We start from the raw sequence: 17,634 nt of genomic DNA on the forward strand, positions 1-17,634 counted from the left end.
TTCGAATTGGTGGCACGGCATTGCGACCGTTATCCAGACAATATTTATCTTTTAATTCTTCAATTATGAATGAAAAGTCGACTAGTTTTTTAATTTGGCGAAGCATATTATCTTTTGGAACAATGAGATCATAAATTCCTATATATGGGCTAAGATTAAATGAATCTTGAAAGGAAATCATTTCGGTACCACCTTTAAAGTCTTGTTACCTTAATTATAAAATAAAAAGCAGTTGAAGGGTTGATAAAATCAACCTTCAACTGCCTCAAAACAAAGGACTTTTTCAGTGCCCTCGCTTTGCGCCTGCGGGGTCTCCCCTGCCCCGTCCTCCCGCAGGACATTGAATAACACCTATGAATCTGCCCACGCACGAAGGAAATGCGTTAGCATTTCCGAGGAGTCTCGCAGATTTCGCAAAAATCTCAAATCAACACTCATTACCACGCCTAAACTAAAAGGAGATTCGGTCAATGACTCGTAGGTGGAAGTGGTTTTTTGCTTGTTGTTTATTCGTGGTTGGTTTAAATGGGTTTGGAATTTTGGCTGTTCAGTATTTTGGCCGTTAGAAGAAAATATATGATAGGGAATGAATCTTAATGATCGATCATTTAACTGAGCCCATTACGAAACGATTGCTCTTTGCACTCCTCGTCGTTACAGTAGGAGTTGAAATCCTCCTTTATTTAAGCAGATTCAGCTATTTAGCCAGCAGTCTTTATGATGCAATCATGGTTGCCTCTTTTTTTATCGGAATCAAACTGCATCGCAGGTTAAACAAAGGTAACCAAAGGAGTAAACGGCAAATTTGGCTCCAGTTTACGGGAGCTTTTCTGATCTTTATCGTTGGGAGTTCCGTTGTGCATGTATTCTCGGCGAATGTATTTGAAGAGTATAGCAATGACTACGAACAATATGTCCAAGAGTATACGGATTTACCAGTTATTGATGAAGGTTCCATAGAGCCAGCATGGACCATACTCGATGAGGTTGATACGGTTGGTTACGATATTTTCAGCGATATCTTAGCTGGCCTAGAAGAAGTTTGGCGTCTTGGTTACATCATCTTGCTACTTCTTATTTTCAAAAAAACATTTCCGAAGCGTTGGGAAAAAGGATCTCGTGACAGCTTTTTAATGATTGCACTTTTCGCCACTTCGATCCTTTTTGGAATTGATCACACATTAGGAGCTGAGGCTTCTTGGAACTATCAGATTGGTACAATTGTTACATTGGCTAACATGGGTCTGTTATTTGGCCTGATTCTGCTATGGACGAGAAATCTTTGGGTCACGGTAGCTATACACTCTTTATATGATATAACCGTTACTATTTCCTGGTATTACTATGAGTTTGCCGTAGAGATATTTGCAGTAATTGTTTTATTTGTACATCTTTTTCTTTTGTATTATGAAAAAAAGAAGAAGGTTAACACCATGCCTGAATCAGCGGAAGTGGCCCATTAATGTACTGTAATCAGGTGCTTGGATACGCTAAGGAAAAAAGAGCTAACTCTAATTTAACTAGAGTTAGCTCTTTTTTTAATTGAATATTTTCTTGCGTGGTTTGTTCCAGAATTTGATATATGTATCTCCATCTGTACACTTAAACACCTTGATACCGATTAGTTTAAGAGGTGTATATATTTCTTTCATATGCAGGAGCGGCATACTATCATCCTCCTAAAAATTAGCATTTAGTTTATAGTACACTATTATAAATTTTCAGAAAACAAATATATCTCGATAAATATCGACACTATTTAAATTTTATATTAGTATCTTCAAAAAAATTAATTGGATTTAATTCCTAATCTTCTTGTGTAAAATTCTTTTTAGAGTAAAATGAGGGTAAAAAAACAAACCTTTTTAACAAGTGTAAAAAGGAGGAAGGGCGTTACTCAAATGAAAAAGGTAAGAAAGGCTATTATTCCAGCAGCAGGGCTTGGTACCCGCTTTTTACCTGCTACTAAAGCAATGCCGAAAGAAATGTTGCCCATTGTTGATAAGCCGACGATTCAATATATTGTGGAAGAAGCAATCGAATCTGGTATTGAAGATATTATTATTGTAACCGGAAAAGGTAAGCGAGCAATTGAAGATCATTTTGATTATGCTTATGAACTTGAACAAACACTTCTTATGAAAGAAAAATATGAATTGCTTGAGAAAGTTCAGGAACCATCAAAAATGGTGGATATTCATTATATTAGACAAAAAGAACCAAAGGGTCTTGGCCATGCCGTTTGGTGTGCCCGTAATTTTATTGGGAATGAGCCGTTTGCTGTTTTACTAGGGGATGACATCGTACAGGCTGAGACTCCGTGTTTAAAACAGTTGATGAATGAGTACGATCGAACCCATTCGTCGGTTATTGGGGTAAAAAGAGTGCCAGAGGAAGAGACTAATCGCTATGGTATTATTGATCCAATAACTCAAAATGGTAATTCATTCCAAGTTTGTAATTTTGTTGAGAAACCTAAATTAGGATCGGCTCCGTCAAACCTTGCAATCATTGGCCGTTATGTATTTACCCCTGAGATATTTATGTTCCTTGAAAAACAAGAGATTGGTGCTGGCGGTGAAATACAGTTAACCGATGCAATCCAAAAACTAAACCAAATCCAACGTGTTTTTGCATATGAGTTTGAAGGAAAAAGATACGATGTTGGAGAAAAACTAGGTTTTATTGAAACAACGATAGAATTTGCACTGCAAAAGGAAGAATTAAGGGAAGACTTATTGAAATTTATGGCAAACAAACTTGATTCGAAATAAAATACATATTTATCCAGGTAATGACGAATTCGTTAAGCACTATTGAAATTTACTAATTCATTTTTCAATTAGTTATATATATAAATAAATTTTGCAATAAGATATTAATCAATTTTTAGGACTAGAAATCACAAAGTGTATTTCTAGTCTTTTTATTGATTTATTTATTTTTTTGAATATAACCTATTTACGGCTATTACTCTTGTAAATTATGTGCTGAACTTTTTCAAAATGATATTCTTATAATTAGTATAACTAGAAAAAGGAGAATAGATCTTTCATTTAATCTTCATAAAGATAATTGGTGATAGTTACTAACTTACAAATTTAGATAAATTGTTACAAAAGCAACCAATTTATGATAATATTCTATGTAGTAATAAGATAATAGATTACTAAGGTGAAAATATCCTGAGTGATCGTTTCTTTGTGGCTCCTTTAAAATGGTAATTTATAAAAATATTTTAACCCTATTTATTATGCTAGACTAATAGTATATAGTTTTAAAGAATGTCGATTGTGAGTTGTAATTCTTGTTCTTAATAATAAAAATTTAATTTCAAGGAGTATGATACATGCGAGGAAAATTAGTTGTTATAGGAATGCTATTGAGTTCTACATTTTATTCTGATGGTTTAATTGCTTACGCATCGAATAATGATGTTACTTATGAGATAAATAGTTCTAAAACAGGAAATGTTGTAGAGGATACCATCTATTATTTCATTAATTATAATGGTGAAGAGCATACTATAGAAGTTAATGAAAAGGTAAAATTGACATTAACAGGATGGAAGGATGAATTAAAAACATCTGTTAATGGGAAAATTAACATTCAAAAAAGTACTTCAAATCAAATAGAGGACATCACGCTTAACGTTAACGATGAATTTAATGTAATTCCAATTTCTGAAACAGCCAATATACAAATTAAATTGGCTGTATCTGATTCATTTTTGGTTAAGGAAGTAAAGTCTCTTGAGTTAAATGAGCAAATTACAAGTGTAGTAGAAAGCGAAAATGGAACTTTAATAGAAGAAACAACTTCGAAAGATAATTTAATAGTTAATGAGAATAATTTCAGCACATTAACAGAGGGAACTACTATAAAGTCAGTGCAAACCTCCCAAATTAGTTCTATAGAAAATCCTACTGTTAAGTATACAACCCATGTTCAAGATTATGGTTGGTTAGCTGGAGTAGCTAATGGAGTAATGTCAGGAACACAAGGACAATCAAAACGAATGGAAGCCATAAAAATCTCTTTAGATAATGTTCCCTATCCTGGAGGTATTTCTTACAAGACCCACGTTCAAAATTATGGGTGGCTAAATAATGTTTCAGATGGAGCATTATCAGGAACAATTGGTGAAAGTAAACGTTTAGAAGCAATTCAAATAAATTTAACTGGTGAAATGGAACAACATTATGATATCTATTACCGTGTCCACGCAGAGACCTATGGTTGGCTAGATTGGGCTAAAAACGGAAATTCTGCTGGTACACAAGGACTTTCAAAGCGCTTAGAAGCAATCGAAACTGTTCTAGTGGTAAAAGGTGGGGCTGCACCGGGTTCTACAAATAAACCATTAATCATTGATCCGGCTGTTGTCTATTCCACCCATGTTCAAGATTACGGGTGGTTGTCGAATGTATCAAATGGACAAACGTCAGGAACACAAGGACAATCAAAACGAATGGAAGCCATAAAGATTTCCTTAAATAAGGCTCCTTATCCTGGAGGCATTTCTTACTCAACCCATGTCCAAGACTATGGCTGGCTAAATAATGTATCCAATGGAGCATTATCGGGAACATCTGGAAAAAGTAAACGTCTAGAAGCTATTAAGATCAACCTGACAGGTGAAATGGCACAACATTACGATATTTATTACCGTGTCCACGCAGAGACCTATGGTTGGCTAGATTGGGCTAAAAACGGGGGATCTGCTGGTACAAAAGGATTTTCGAAGCGATTGGAAGCAATTGAGATTAGGTTAGTTGAAAAGGGTGGAACCGCACCTGGACTGACAAATAAGCCATTTATTGAGTCTAATTTATCCAATTACTATAACATTACGTTAAATGATGCATTAAATATGCAGATGAAAGTTACTCCGCAGACTGATAAATATAGAAATGCTCCCGCTTATGTCAGCAGTCAATATATTAATGCAGTTAATGGTGGCTCTATAAGTGGAAGCAGCGTTAATCTTAGGACTGCTCCAACTACTAACAGTACAATTGCTGCTACCGTTGTAAACGGAACACTGTTCCAATTGTTGGATAATAATGTTTCAGGTGATATGGTTTCAGGTAGCACAAAGTGGTATAAAATTGAATTCAAAGGACAAACCTTATTTGTGCATAGTTCACTTGCAACTGATAATTTAAGAGTGGGTCAAGCAACTGTCGATTACCTTAATATCAGGTCAGAAATGAATGCAGGAAGTCATATTTACGCTACAGTAATGAAAGGCACCTTACTAAATATTGTAGAAGAAAATAATAGTGGCTGGCACAAAGTAAGCATAGGTGCATGGCGCAATGCAGCATCTACAGATGTCCTATATTATTTAAACCCAAATAATTTTATAAATGATGAGAAACAAAGACTTCAATTCATGGACCTAACAAAAACTAGTGGAGTTTCAAAAGAGGCTTTAAATCAGTACCTTGTAGGCAAAGGAATATTAGCAGGCCAGGGTCAAGCGTTTATTGATGCAGGAATTAAATATGGGATTAATGAAGTATATTTAATGGCACATACATTATTAGAAACAGGAAATGGTAATTCCACTCTTGCAAAAGGTGTAGTTTATAATGGCAAGACTGTTTATAATATGTATGGCATAGGTGCGTTTGATCACTGTCCAGTTGATTGTGGGGCTAAAACAGCCTATGAAAAAGGTTGGTTCACACCATATGACGCAATAGTCGGAGGGGCTTCTTTTATTGATGATGGTTATACGAATGGCAATAACAGCTATAAAGTTGTCCAAAATACAATATATGAAATGCGTTGGAACCCAGAAGTGATGGCTACTAAGGGGTTTGCAGGACATCAATATGCGACTGATATTGGCTGGGCATATAAACAAGTTAACACCATGTATGAAGTATATAAAATACAGCCATATACTGTTTTCTTGGAAATACCAGTGTATAAATAAATAATCTATATTAATAAAGAGCTGCCCTCAAAAGGAATCTAAAAAGACTTTTGAGGGCAGCTTTTGCTTATTTCAAACAAGCACAAAAAATATAGTGAGGAAATTTTTTAAAACATTTTTCAACAATTTATTAGATTGCTACTCAAATATATGAAAAAAAATATATAATAATGTAGAAGGAGGGGAAACAATATTGTGTTTAAAAGAAATTTTATAGTTTTTATTCTTTTTTGTCTGGTATTGTCATCTCTTTATTCTCCTAATCTTGCATTCTCACAGGAGAATAATTCAGATGACATTTATGCTGAATATGTCGAAACAATCGAAAGTGTTGACATCTTTAATAAAGATCAAAAAATAGTTGGAGAATTCAAGCCTGCTACTCAATTTAGTATTGATTATATACAGGATGGAAAAGTTTACTTTCAATGGGATGGAGATTTGGCATACATAGAAGAAAAATTGACCAGAATGGTCGGGGCTGAAAACCTGAATTTTTCGGTAGTTAGTGCTGAAACAGAAGTTACATCAGAGAGACTTCTAACTCACTCACCAACAGAAGTGTATTCGGATGATAGTTTACAAACTTCAATTCTAATACTTGCTTCGGAAGTGGAGTATTCGATAACGAAAGTTGATAGAGAATTTGTTTATATTACAGTAGGAAATCGAGAAGGAATTGTTAAATCGCAAGACGTCGAACTATTAATGCCTATTATCGATGAAGAAAAAACTCTAATAGAAGAAAATAATCTTTTACAAGAATCTATACCATTACCTGCACAATTAACAGGCGGAAATCCTTCTATTAACTATTCTACCCATGTTCAGAACATTGGTTGGCTGAATGCCGTTTCTGAGGGAGAGATGTCAGGCACAGAAGGACAAGCAAAACGATTAGAAAGTATTAGAATTTCAGTTAATAATGTACAGGATTTAGGGGTGCGATACTCAACTCATGTACAAGATTACGGCTGGTTAGATTATGTTTCTGATAATAAAGAAAGTGGAACTGTAGGAAAAGCAAAAAGATTAGAAGCAATTAAAATTGAACTAACTGGTCCCCAGGCGGCAAATTATGATGTCTATTATAGTGTCCACGCTGAAAATTATGGTTGGATGAAATGGGTGAAAAATGGGGAGCTAGCAGGAACTAGTGGTCAATCTAAGCGTTTAGAAGCAATTAAAATAATTATTGTAGAAAAGGGTTCCACCCTATCTGTTGATATTGAACCGAACGAACAAAAAAAGCTATCTGTAACGTATAAAACCTATGTTCAAGATTATGGTTGGTTAGATRCAGTTTCTGATGGGAAAATAAATGGGACAATTGACCAAGAAAAAGGATTAGAAGGATTACAGATTTCTCTTGAAAATGCTCCATATTCTGGAGGAATTACTTACAAAACTCATGTACAGGATTATGGTTGGTTGCCTAGTGTTTCTAATGGGGAAGTAAGTGGTACACCTGGGAATAATAAACGTGTTGAAGTTATTCAAATCAACCTATCTGGAGAAATGGCACTCCATTATGATGTGTATTACCGTGTTTTTCAACAATCTTTTGGTTGGTTAGTTTGGGCAAAAAATGGTCAATCCGCAGGTAAAGAAGGATTATCGAAACAATTGGAAGCCATTGAGATAGTTTTAGTAGAAAAAGGTGGGAAAGTTCCGGAGTCCTTCCTTAAAAATCCATCTGTCATTTATTCAACTCATGTTGAAAACTACGGATGGATGAATTTTGTAGCAAATGGTGCGATAAGCGGAACCAAGGGACAAGCGAAACGCTTAGAAGCAATTAAGATAGATTTACAGGATGCACCTTATAGTGGAGATATTATTTATTCCACTCATGTTCAAGATTATGGTTGGTTAAATAATGTATCTAATGGTGAAATATCAGGTACATCTGGACAAAGCAAACGTTTGGAAGCAATAAAAATCAATCTTACTGGTAATATTGCAAATTATTATGATGTTTATTATCGTGTTCACGCACAGGATTTTGGCTGGTTAGGTTGGGCGAAAAATGGGATGAAAGCTGGCTCAGAAAGGCATTCAAAACGTTTAGAAGCAATTGAAATTAAGTTAGTGCCTAAGGGACTAGGAGAGCCAGTTAGTACAATTGCTGCATTCAAGAAGCCTTTGACAGTATTTTTAGACCCAGGACATGGTGGATATGACCCTGGGGCAGTTGCAGGGATATATCGTGAAGCTGACTTGAATTTGGCTGTAGCAAAAAAAGTTCAATTATTATTAATGAATCGAGGCTATCAAGTTTATATGTCCCGTAATAACGATACTGCCGTAGAATTGCTAGAACGGCCTAAAATGGCCAATAATTTAGCTGCGGATATTTTCGTTAGTATTCATACTAACTCTACAGGAGCAAGTTCAACAACAGCTACTGGAATTGAGTCTTATTTTTATAAGTTTGATTCAGCAAATCCTTCGAAAATCAATCAAGAGATGCATAATAATCCAGATAGAATCATGAAGAGTGTGTCACTTACTGGCTTAATTCAAGGAAATATGATAAGTTATACTGGTGCGAATAATCGTGGAACTGCTGGTTCATCCTTTGCAGTTATACGTGAAGCAGCTATGCCGGCTACTTTATTGGAGTTGGGATTTATTAATAATGCTAGCGACCGTCAAAAGCTATTTACAGATTCTTATCAAAATAAACTCGCAAAGGCAATTGCTGACGGGATACATGAGTACTTTAAAATTTATTAAGAATTAACGAATTTAGATAGTAGAATTAAGTCCAAGGACTAGAAATCAAATAGATTTCTAGTCCTTGTTATATTTTGCAGAGTTAAATTGGCTGTTGATTTTTGCTCAATCTTTCTCATTCCATGTTTATTTACAAAAACGTGATATAGTAGAAAAATGTTGGTTTTTGTCTAGAAGAAATGATAGTATTTACAAGGATACTAAATATTATTGAAATAAACTTTTAAGATATAGATGAAGTTCCATAATATCCGTGTAAAAAGACATGATTGCGACTGTATCAGCAAAAAGTACATAGGTTACAATAAGAATTAAGATAATATAAGTAAAAGTTTATTTTACTTTTAGGGGAGAGTATGTTGAAAAGAGTAGCAGTAATTATTTTAAATTGGAATAGAGCCGAACAAACCATTTCGTTAATCAATAACTTTTTAGATGTCGAAAAAAATATTAACATTTGTTTTATTGTCGTAGACAATAATTCAAATGATTCGGAACGGAACCTTCTGACAAATTACTCCAAGAAAAATAACTTTATTGTATTAGATGAAAAGGATTTAAATGATTCTAATTATGATACAAATCAAACGAAGTATACGATAGTCCTAAATGAAAATTATGGTTATGCCAAAGGCAACAATTTTGGGCTAAAGTTAGCAAAAAAATTAGGATATGAATATTCTTTAGTGTCGAATAACGACATATTTATTGCAAAACCATTAATTGAATCTCTAATACATCAATTGAAAAATGATAATCGTTTAGCGTTAATTGGTCCGAAAATTATTGGGATGGAGGGTGAACAGCAAGGTCCATATAATATGCCAACCTTGTTTGATCAATTTTGGGTACCCTTCTTTTTGCCTGTATTTATTATTATCAATAAATTATTGTCTAATAAAATTTCTAGGCTGTTAGAGGTAAAGGATGAACGTTATCCGTATCGCCTTATGGGCTGCTTTATGCTATTTAAATCTGATGTAATGGATGAAGTAGGGTATTTTGATGAAAGCACCTTTTTGTATGCAGAAGAGCTGATTTTATCTGAAAAATTATTAGATAGAGGCTATAAAACAGGTTATTACCCAGAGGTTTCGGTAAAACATGTTCATGGCTTCAGTACTAAAGATCTTGGAAATCGTAAAAAGTTTAATTTAAACTTAAATTCAGATTTATATTATTTTGAAAAATACCGTAATTATGGTCCATTAAAACTCCTCTTGGTAAAAATGGGTCGAAAGGCGAACTTTTATTTATGGGAGCCATTAATTCGAAAATTAAAAAATAGTAATAGCTAATATTTGAAAGTATTTTTACATGATTGTAAAATTTATTTATTTAAATCAAATAATAAAGGATGGGTATCGCTTTGAAATTTATTCTTTTATCTGGCGGTTCTGGGAAACGATTATGGCCATTATCCAATGATGCACGTTCAAAACAATTTTTAAAAGTATTACCAACAAAGGATGGTTCCTTTGAATCAATGGTTCAAAGAGTTAAAAGACAAATTACCAAACATGTGGGTGAAGAAGATATTTTTATTGCGACGAGCAAGTCGCAAGTCGAGATATTGAAATCGCAATTAGGCAATAACATTCATATTATTATTGAACCTACGCGGAGAGATACATTTCCTGCCATTGCGCTTGCTGCGACATATTTATACTCTGTTCAGAAAGTCTCATTAGATGAAACTATTGTAACATTACCTGTTGATCCTTTTGTTGATAATGAGTTTTTCTCCATCGTAAAAGAACTTGAGGCGGCGTTACAATTATCGAAAGCAGACCTGGGACTAATTGGTATTCGTCCGACATATCCTTCTGAAAAGTATGGATATATCGTGCCTGCAGAATCTACGGGAAATTATCTGGTTGTTGACTATTTTACAGAAAAACCAACTGAAGAAAAAGCAAAAAAACTATTAGCCGAAAATGCTTTATGGAACAGTGGTGTATTTGGCTTTAAATTAAATGCGATAATAAATAAAATTAAACAAAAAGGATTACCGACAGATTACGAACAGTTATTACATTCCTATTTTGATTTAGAAAAGATTAGCTTTGACTATGCAGTGGTAGAGGAAACAAAAAATATTATTTGTATTCCTTATGATGGAAGTTGGAAGGATTTAGGAACATGGAATACATTAACTGAAGAAATTACGTCACCTTTAATTGGAAAAGGAATAGTTGCTGAAGGTGCGTTAAATACGCACGTTATTAATGAATTAGATATTCCGGTTACTGTATTAGGAGTAAAGGATGCTGTTGTGGCCTTAAGTCCAGATGGGGTTCTTGTAACTACAAAAGAAAAAAGTCCTAAAATTAAGCAATACGTTGAAGAGCATCAGCCAATGTATGAGGAAAGAAGATGGGGTTCTTCCACTGTTTTAGATTATACAATGACAGATGAGGGACTAGAAGTATACACGAGGAAAATCATTATTAATAGTGAATGTAATTTGTCTTATCAAAGGCATCATAGAAGTAAAAAAACATGGACTGTCATTAGTGGACTAGGAGAGTTTCTATTAAACGGAAGTCTTACAAAGGTCAGTTCGGGAGATGTCCTATATATCAATGAAGTAGACCTCCATTCCATAAAAGCCATTATACAGATACACATTATTGAAGTTCAATCGGGAATCGGACCTATTGATGAAAAAATCGAAAGAATAGCAGTTGATTGGCAGCAGATATCAGAAAAGTATATTTCACACAGCTAACGAGATTTTTAATAATAGAAGTTCTATATCGGTCAACGATTAGGAGGTTATTCTTTGAAAGTACTTTATATTACACCTTTTGTTCCATACGAAGGTATCCCCCACGCAGGGGGGTATTTCCTTTTTAAATACTTAGATGAGTTAAACAAACGAGGAGTTTCCATTCATATGTTAGCTCCAAATAGTAAGGAGAATGAAGAGGCAGAAAAAAAGGTGCCGGAATGGATAAATTTACGCCTTGCAGCTATTCCTAACAAAACCATTACATATAAGGTTTTAAAACTATTTAAACTCATTAATGATCCTTTGAACCAGTTAGATTATACGATAGTGGATGAGTTACAATCAGAAGGCTACCTAAAACAATTTGATTTAATCGATCTACAGTATTCACCAACCTTACCATTAATAAAAGTTATTAAACAGCAGACAAATGCACCAATCATATGTTTAGAACATGACGTATATTCCCAATATGTAAAGAGAACCGTGCAGGAAAAAGGAATGTCACAAAGAAAAATAATCGCCAAACTAGGTTCCTGGTCAGTAGAAAAAAGGGAAAGGTCATACTTGAATTTATGTGATCAAGTGTACACCTTTAGTGAGAAAGATAAAAGAATATTAGTCGAGATGGGGGTAACAAGTCCGATAGATACCTTTTCACCCGCATTAGAATTGCCAATGGATGCTGCAAGGGTAAAAGAAAATACAGATTGCTTGTTTGTAGGTGCGATGGACCGTCCTGAAAATTATGAAGGTGTCCGGTGGTTTATCTCGGAAATATGGGATAAAGTTCGTCATGAAGTACCGAACGCAAAATTTATTGTTGCTGGTTCAAAACCGCCAGAGTGGTTAAAAAAAATAAACAGAGCCGATATAGAGGTAACAGGATTTGTTGAGGATTTAGATGTGTTTTATAGAAAGGCTGCTGTATTTATTGCTCCACTGCTATCAGGTGCAGGCGTAAAATTTAAAATCGTACAAGCACTAGCATATGGTTTACCAGTTGTAACAACTGAAATAGGTGCAGAAGGTATCAATGAAAATAATGAAGAATTTTTTGCAAAGGTGACAGAAAAACCTGATGAAATTGCTGCTGAAGTCATTCATCTCCTGAATAATGCTAGTTATCGAGAAAGCCTTGGTGCAAATGCTAGGAGATTAGCTTTAAATAAATATGATTTTCAGGAGAACACTATCAAAAAAGCCTTTAATATGTATAGTCAGTTGTTAGGTAAGTAAAGTTTAAAAGAATCTTTTATCGCTCTTATTGTTCACTGTTTTCGTTTTTTTATGATGAATTAATATAAAATACGAAAAAGGCAGGGATATCCCTGCCTTTTTCGGCGGTAATCAAATAGGACATATACAGAACCTTTACTTTTTTGATTTCTTTAATAATTCTAAGTAATCATCTTGAAGAATACTATCATAATAAAATTTCGAGTTTTTTGCTAACTCTTGATCTGCATTAGTAATTCCTATTTCCTCTACTATTGTTTTACGATTTGAAAATAAGTTTGTACCGATACCTAAACGATTCCCTTCGATTTCAACGCCAATACTTGCTAAAATTGTTGGAAACATATCTAGGGCTGTAAATAGTCTGTTTTTTGAATTTACGGGCTCAACGGGAGAATTTATGATCGCATTATATATTGTTCTTTCATAGCCCCCATACATATTAGAGTTGAAAAACTCAGGGTCTTGCATACTAAGATGGTCTCCTACGATGACTACTGTTGTATTATTATAAAACTCCTGTTGTTGTAACCAAGTTATAAATTCAGACAATTGTTTAGATGAATATGCAAAGACATTTTCATACTGGTGTTCAAATAAATTCTCGGCATCGCTCTCAAGATATCCATCTGGAAAATGTGTATTGGCTGTTAATAAGGAAATACTAAATGGTTTTTCTGATCTGGATAATTCAGTTATTTCTTCCTTTGCCCAATTAAATAAGTGAGTATCATCAAATCCCCACCATACTTGGTCATCTTCACTCATTTTACCATCTTTAATTGCTGTGTTTAAATCAAATATTTTATAGTTACCATGTCTAGTATAATAATTACTACGTCCCCCAAAATTAGCATCAGAACCAAACATGACTTCTAAGTTATATCCTTCATCGTGCAGAATGTCGCCTAAAGTATAAGCACCGCCTAAGAAGTTATCGGAGGAAGTATAATCGTTTCCGTTAACTGGAATTTTTAAAGGGATGCCTGATGTAGTAGCAACAAGCCCCCCAGCGGTCCATCCGGTACCTGCTATAGGCAGGGCACCACCAATTTTATCGGTATTAGAGAAATTTATATTTTGCAATGCAATATTTTCTAACTCTGGAGTAACTGAATAACCCCAACCACCGCCTAATTCTTTACTAATAAGTGTATTTTCAGCTGATTCCAAATATAAGATAATTAAGTTTCTTTTTTCTTTAGGAAAAGTTATTGAAATGTCTTGACCATTAACATAATTATCATCAATAATGGTTGAATAGTTTGTTAAACGGCTGTAATATTCATTAATTCCAAGCAATTTATAACAAACAACTAGTGAAAGAAGTAACATCAAAGAAGCATAGAGTAATCTGTATTTATACAAGTATTTATTTGGAAATAACGTAAATTTAATTATTTTACTTTTTAATGTTACTTCCATAACATTTTCTCTTATTTTTAAGGGGAGTATTGGTATTAGTAAGAAAAGTAATATAAATATTATCGGTATTAAACTTTGTGCAATTGCATTGGTAAATACGTCAGTGGGTGACCCACCAAATCCGTTAAAAAGATAGTAAATCATTTCATCTACACTTTGGTGTGCAAAATTAATATTTATATAAATAGTTGCAGTCAATATGATGGTAGTAATAAATAACAATGTAATAGCTGAGATACTAAGGAGTATTTTATTTTTCTTCATCTTTTGACTCCACTCTAAGACTGATGCGTATGTTTAATTCCAAAAATCGATAGCATACTACAATAATTAATGCTACAAATGTAGCCATGAGACTATATTTTAAAGTAAAGATATTTGTAAAATCAAAGATTAGTGTTTTGTTTAAATAAATTAATATTGCATAGCAGATAGCGTTCGTAAAGACCATAAATAACGCACTATGACAGAATACATCAAGTAAATTTAACTTTCCCCTAATTACCTTTGAATAAAAATGTAATGCAATTATCGAAGGCAGAATTAATGCCATGACTTCATTAAAATTCATATTTACCTCCCTGATTGTGAATTTAAGTTAGTAGACAAAATTATATAAAGCAAAGTATAACATACGTAAAATATTTATCAAAAACAGATTTTGGAATAATATCAGGATTTTTTTGTTATTATGAAATAATAAAAGAAGAGAACATAAATGTCCTCTTCTTTGGATATGTTTGTGGTATCTGATAAAGGTGATTTATCCCCGTATATTTCTATGGAATCTGCTTTTTACTGTATCAAATAATCTCAAAATTATTGGTTCCTTTATGATAATGAGGCCAATAATGTATGTGATCATTCCTGCTGATAATTGAATAAATGTTATCAATAAAGGTGTAAATGGTAGATAGGTGCTTACTAATACAACTGAAATATATACAAAGGTGCTCAAAATGAAACATTTGGTAAACATTAGAAAAAACTTTTTTAAATTAAAATAACTTCTTGCAAAATAAATCTGAATTAAAGCCCCAACTCCTTCAGCAACTAGTAATGAGATTGAAGTTGCGGTGCTGGCCAAAGGTTTTATCAGTAAAAAGTTTAATATAAGACTTAGAATAGCACCACTTGTCACGGCAATAGAATATTTATTTTGTTGATTTGTACCTATTAAGATTTGTATACCAAATACATTTGCAAGACCCACAAAAAATATGACAGGGCTCATAATTATTAGTAAATTGGTTACTGGTTCAAATTCATTACCTAAAAACCATGTTACAAAATTAGGAGCAATTCCAATCATACCAAGTGTCATCGGTAAAGTAATTAATAAAATAAATTGCATAGCGAAATTCACATATCTTTCCATTTCTTCTTTATTCCCGCGGCTGAACTCTGAGGCCATTCTTGGAAGCATTACTGAACCGAGTGAAGAAATTACACCTAAAGCAATTATAATAATCTTATATGCCTGATTATAATATCCTACTTCAATTTCACCAGATTCGTTTCCTAAGATTATTTTATTCGCTAGTACGTATATTTGAATCATTATTTGTGGCAAAAATAAAATCATAATGGGCTTAAAATGATTGGAAATGCTTTTAAAAGATATTTTGACAAAGGATACTTCTCGTAATAATGGTATCCACATAATGAGTTGTCCGATAAAAAGAGTACCCGCATTGATCAACACATATAAATCAAGATCATTAGAATCTTTTACAAAGGTGAAGATAAGAATAATACCTATAATTTTTACTAACATATTACGAATAGATATTGCTTTAATTTGTTCTTTACCAAAAAAATACCAAGAAATATCTATAATATTTGCCAACAAGGTAAGGATATTAATAAGATACAGGATTTTATACTCTGAACTTCCATTTACAAAAAAGTAGTAAACAACGATGACGATCAGCGAAGTTAGAATTTTAAAGAGGAAAATTGACCAAAACTCTTCTGATGTTTCTTTTTGATTTTGCTTGGAGGCAATTTGCCTGCTGCCATATAAGGAAAAACTTAAAGTGATAAAAACTATAAAGAGTTGAACAATTGAAGCGACATATGCTTCAATCCCAATTCCCTCAGGTTTAAGTACTCTTGAAATATATGGTGTTGTAATAAATGGTGTAATGATCAGCAATAACTGATACATGACAGTAAATAAGTAATTAGAAATTAGTTTCTTCATCTATTTATTCATACCCTTTTATAATTTACTTAAATTTGACCTGATTATTTGTTTCGTAATCTCAAAAATTTATCCTCCAATTTTAGTCCTTTTTTTACTATAATCGACTTTAATTTAAAATACAATAAACGTTTTTATCCCCTATTTAGAATTCTTTCACTGATTAAATCACCTTAAGTGTATCTTTTTCAGATAGTTGCTAATTGGTATAATAACAATGAGAATGGAGATGAAGATTGTTCAATTGTTATTTTTTTGTTATGCTACAAAAAGGTTAATTTAAGTTGCGAAAGTGTGTAATAAGCAAACTTATACCTTTATCTATTAATGATTGAAAGAAACTCTTATATATAGGAGCGGTAAAATGGAAAAGATTTCTATCCTTATGGCAGTGTACAACCCAAATATCCAATTTTTTATTGAACAATTAACAAGTATTAATAATCAAGATTATAAAAATCTAGAATTGTTAGTACTTGATGATTGCTCTAGCAAGAAATCAATAGATTCAACTAAAGAGCTATTATCAAAATATATTACAAATATCCCATACACCTTTAGAAGTAATCATGTGAACATGGGGAGTAATAGAACCTTTGGAGAACTAACAAAAGTCGCTTCTGGTGATTATTTTGCTTATTGCGATCAAGATGATATTTGGGAAAAGAATAAGTTAACTTGTTTATTAGAAAAAATCAAACAGGAAAATGCGTTGATTGCCTATTCAGATTTATCCATCATTGACGATCATAGCAACAAAGTATCCGATAGCTTTAGAGAGGTCTCAAAAAGGTTGGAACATAAATACGGTGAGAATTTATTTCCATTCTTTTTAAGAAGGAATAGTATTACCGGTTGCACAATGCTCATTGAAGCTGGAACGGCTAAGGCAGCTTTACCTTTTCCGTCTAGTGAACAATATGTGCATGACCATTGGCTTGCTTTATTTGGTACTTCTAAAGGTAAAATCGCCTACAGTGAGAAACCGTTAGTCCGATATCGAATTCATTCCAATAACCAAATCGGGGCTAAGGTTCTGGTCGGAATTAATAGCAAAAAGGATTACTTGGTCAAAAGGATATTAATGGAGAAAATGAAGGTGGATTGGTTAAATTCACAGGATTTTTCAGATAACCAAAAGCAGGAAATTAGAGAGTATGAAGAGTTTATTAAGGCTAGAAATAATTATTTTACAAACACCAATTTTGCAAATTTAATCGCTATGCTTAAACAATTATCAAGAGACCCTGTACTGATTTCCTTTGAAGTATTACTTGGTGTTTCAAAAGGGACATTAATGAATAAATTACTTCAAGTAGCAAAGAAATGATTTGTAATTAGTAA

The 17,634-nt window shown here is 33.2% G+C and carries 12 protein-coding genes; 8 read left to right on the forward strand and 4 right to left on the reverse strand.

Annotated elements, in window-relative coordinates; all coding sequences use genetic code 11:
• The coding region (locus tag BTR25_RS14930; protein WP_483295249.1) for a transposase at positions 1-181 on the reverse strand (181 nt) is incomplete at its 3' end.
• A 415-nt stretch (positions 182-596) separates the two neighbouring features.
• Here BTR25_RS14930 and BTR25_RS14935 point away from each other — a divergent pair.
• The 7 genes from BTR25_RS14935 to BTR25_RS14965 all read left to right on the forward strand — a co-directional run bounded on the left by BTR25_RS14935 (position 597) and on the right by BTR25_RS14965 (position 12,659).
• The gene (locus BTR25_RS14935) at positions 597-1,463 is read left to right on the forward strand and encodes a CPBP family intramembrane glutamic endopeptidase (protein ID WP_075688850.1); all 867 of its coding nucleotides are present in this window, start codon (positions 597-599) and stop codon (positions 1,461-1,463) included.
• 438 nt (positions 1,464-1,901) lie between these two features.
• Positions 1,902-2,774: a UTP--glucose-1-phosphate uridylyltransferase GalU gene (gene galU, locus BTR25_RS14940; protein WP_075688851.1), complete on the forward strand. Its 873-nt coding sequence runs from the start codon at positions 1,902-1,904 to the stop codon at positions 2,772-2,774.
• Positions 2,775-3,349: 575 nt separating this feature from the next.
• Positions 3,350-5,947 (forward strand): SH3 domain-containing protein, encoded by a 2,598-nt coding sequence (locus tag BTR25_RS14945; RefSeq protein WP_075688852.1) that lies wholly within the window; start codon positions 3,350-3,352, stop codon positions 5,945-5,947.
• 195 nt (positions 5,948-6,142) lie between these two features.
• Positions 6,143-8,686 carry an N-acetylmuramoyl-L-alanine amidase gene (locus BTR25_RS14950; RefSeq protein WP_075688853.1) on the forward strand — a complete coding sequence of 848 codons (2,544 nt, stop codon included), beginning with the start codon at positions 6,143-6,145 and terminating at the stop codon, positions 8,684-8,686.
• Between the two features lie 356 nt (positions 8,687-9,042).
• Positions 9,043-9,984, forward strand: a complete 942-nt coding sequence (locus BTR25_RS14955; protein WP_139311253.1) for a glycosyltransferase — start codon at positions 9,043-9,045, stop codon at positions 9,982-9,984.
• Positions 9,985-10,055: 71 nt separating this feature from the next.
• Positions 10,056-11,417: a sugar phosphate nucleotidyltransferase gene (locus tag BTR25_RS14960; RefSeq protein ID WP_075688855.1), complete on the forward strand. Its 1,362-nt coding sequence runs from the start codon at positions 10,056-10,058 to the stop codon at positions 11,415-11,417.
• A gap of 54 nt (positions 11,418-11,471) precedes the next feature.
• A complete protein-coding gene (locus BTR25_RS14965; protein ID WP_075688856.1) occupies positions 11,472-12,659 on the forward strand; it encodes a glycosyltransferase family 4 protein in 1,188 nt (395 codons plus the stop codon).
• A 135-nt stretch (positions 12,660-12,794) separates the two neighbouring features.
• On the opposite strand, the gene BTR25_RS14970 is transcribed toward BTR25_RS14965, so the two are convergent.
• The 3 genes from BTR25_RS14970 to BTR25_RS14980 all read right to left on the reverse strand — a co-directional run bounded on the left by BTR25_RS14970 (position 12,795) and on the right by BTR25_RS14980 (position 16,290).
• Positions 12,795-14,348 (reverse strand): LTA synthase family protein, encoded by a 1,554-nt coding sequence (locus BTR25_RS14970; protein ID WP_075688857.1) that lies wholly within the window; start codon positions 14,346-14,348, stop codon positions 12,795-12,797.
• The gene (locus BTR25_RS14975; protein ID WP_075688858.1) at positions 14,335-14,655 is read right to left on the reverse strand and encodes a hypothetical protein; all 321 of its coding nucleotides are present in this window, start codon (positions 14,653-14,655) and stop codon (positions 14,335-14,337) included. Before BTR25_RS14975 ends, BTR25_RS14970 begins: the two co-directional genes overlap by 14 nt.
• A gap of 192 nt (positions 14,656-14,847) precedes the next feature.
• Positions 14,848-16,290: an oligosaccharide flippase family protein gene (locus BTR25_RS14980; RefSeq protein WP_075688859.1), complete on the reverse strand. Its 1,443-nt coding sequence runs from the start codon at positions 16,288-16,290 to the stop codon at positions 14,848-14,850.
• Positions 16,291-16,654: 364 nt separating this feature from the next.
• Between BTR25_RS14980 and BTR25_RS14985 the strand changes: the two genes are divergently transcribed.
• Entirely contained in the window at positions 16,655-17,620 is a 966-nt protein-coding gene (locus BTR25_RS14985; protein ID WP_075688860.1) for a glycosyltransferase, read from the forward strand.
• The last annotated feature ends 14 nt before the right edge of the window (positions 17,621-17,634 follow it).

The sequence above is a fragment of the Bacillus sp. MRMR6 genome (assembly GCF_001940785.1).
Lineage (GTDB): Bacteria > Bacillota > Bacilli > Bacillales > Cytobacillaceae > Neobacillus.

Excerpts from the sequence above, each read along its gene's own strand:
- BTR25_RS14935 (WP_075688850.1), top strand. The coding sequence starts at position 597 with ATGATCGATCATTTAACTGAGCCCATTACGAAACGATTGCTCTTTGCA.
- galU (WP_075688851.1), top strand. The coding sequence starts at position 1,902 with ATGAAAAAGGTAAGAAAGGCTATTATTCCAGCAGCAGGGCTTGGTACC.
- BTR25_RS14945 (WP_075688852.1), top strand. The coding sequence starts at position 3,350 with ATGCGAGGAAAATTAGTTGTTATAGGAATGCTATTGAGTTCTACATTT.
- BTR25_RS14955 (WP_139311253.1), top strand. The coding sequence starts at position 9,043 with ATGTTGAAAAGAGTAGCAGTAATTATTTTAAATTGGAATAGAGCCGAA.
- BTR25_RS14970 (WP_075688857.1), bottom strand. The coding sequence starts at position 14,348 with ATGAAGAAAAATAAAATACTCCTTAGTATCTCAGCTATTACATTGTTA.
- BTR25_RS14975 (WP_075688858.1), bottom strand. The coding sequence starts at position 14,655 with ATGAATTTTAATGAAGTCATGGCATTAATTCTGCCTTCGATAATTGCA.
- BTR25_RS14980 (WP_075688859.1), bottom strand. The coding sequence starts at position 16,290 with ATGAAGAAACTAATTTCTAATTACTTATTTACTGTCATGTATCAGTTA.
- BTR25_RS14985 (WP_075688860.1), top strand. The coding sequence starts at position 16,655 with ATGGAAAAGATTTCTATCCTTATGGCAGTGTACAACCCAAATATCCAA.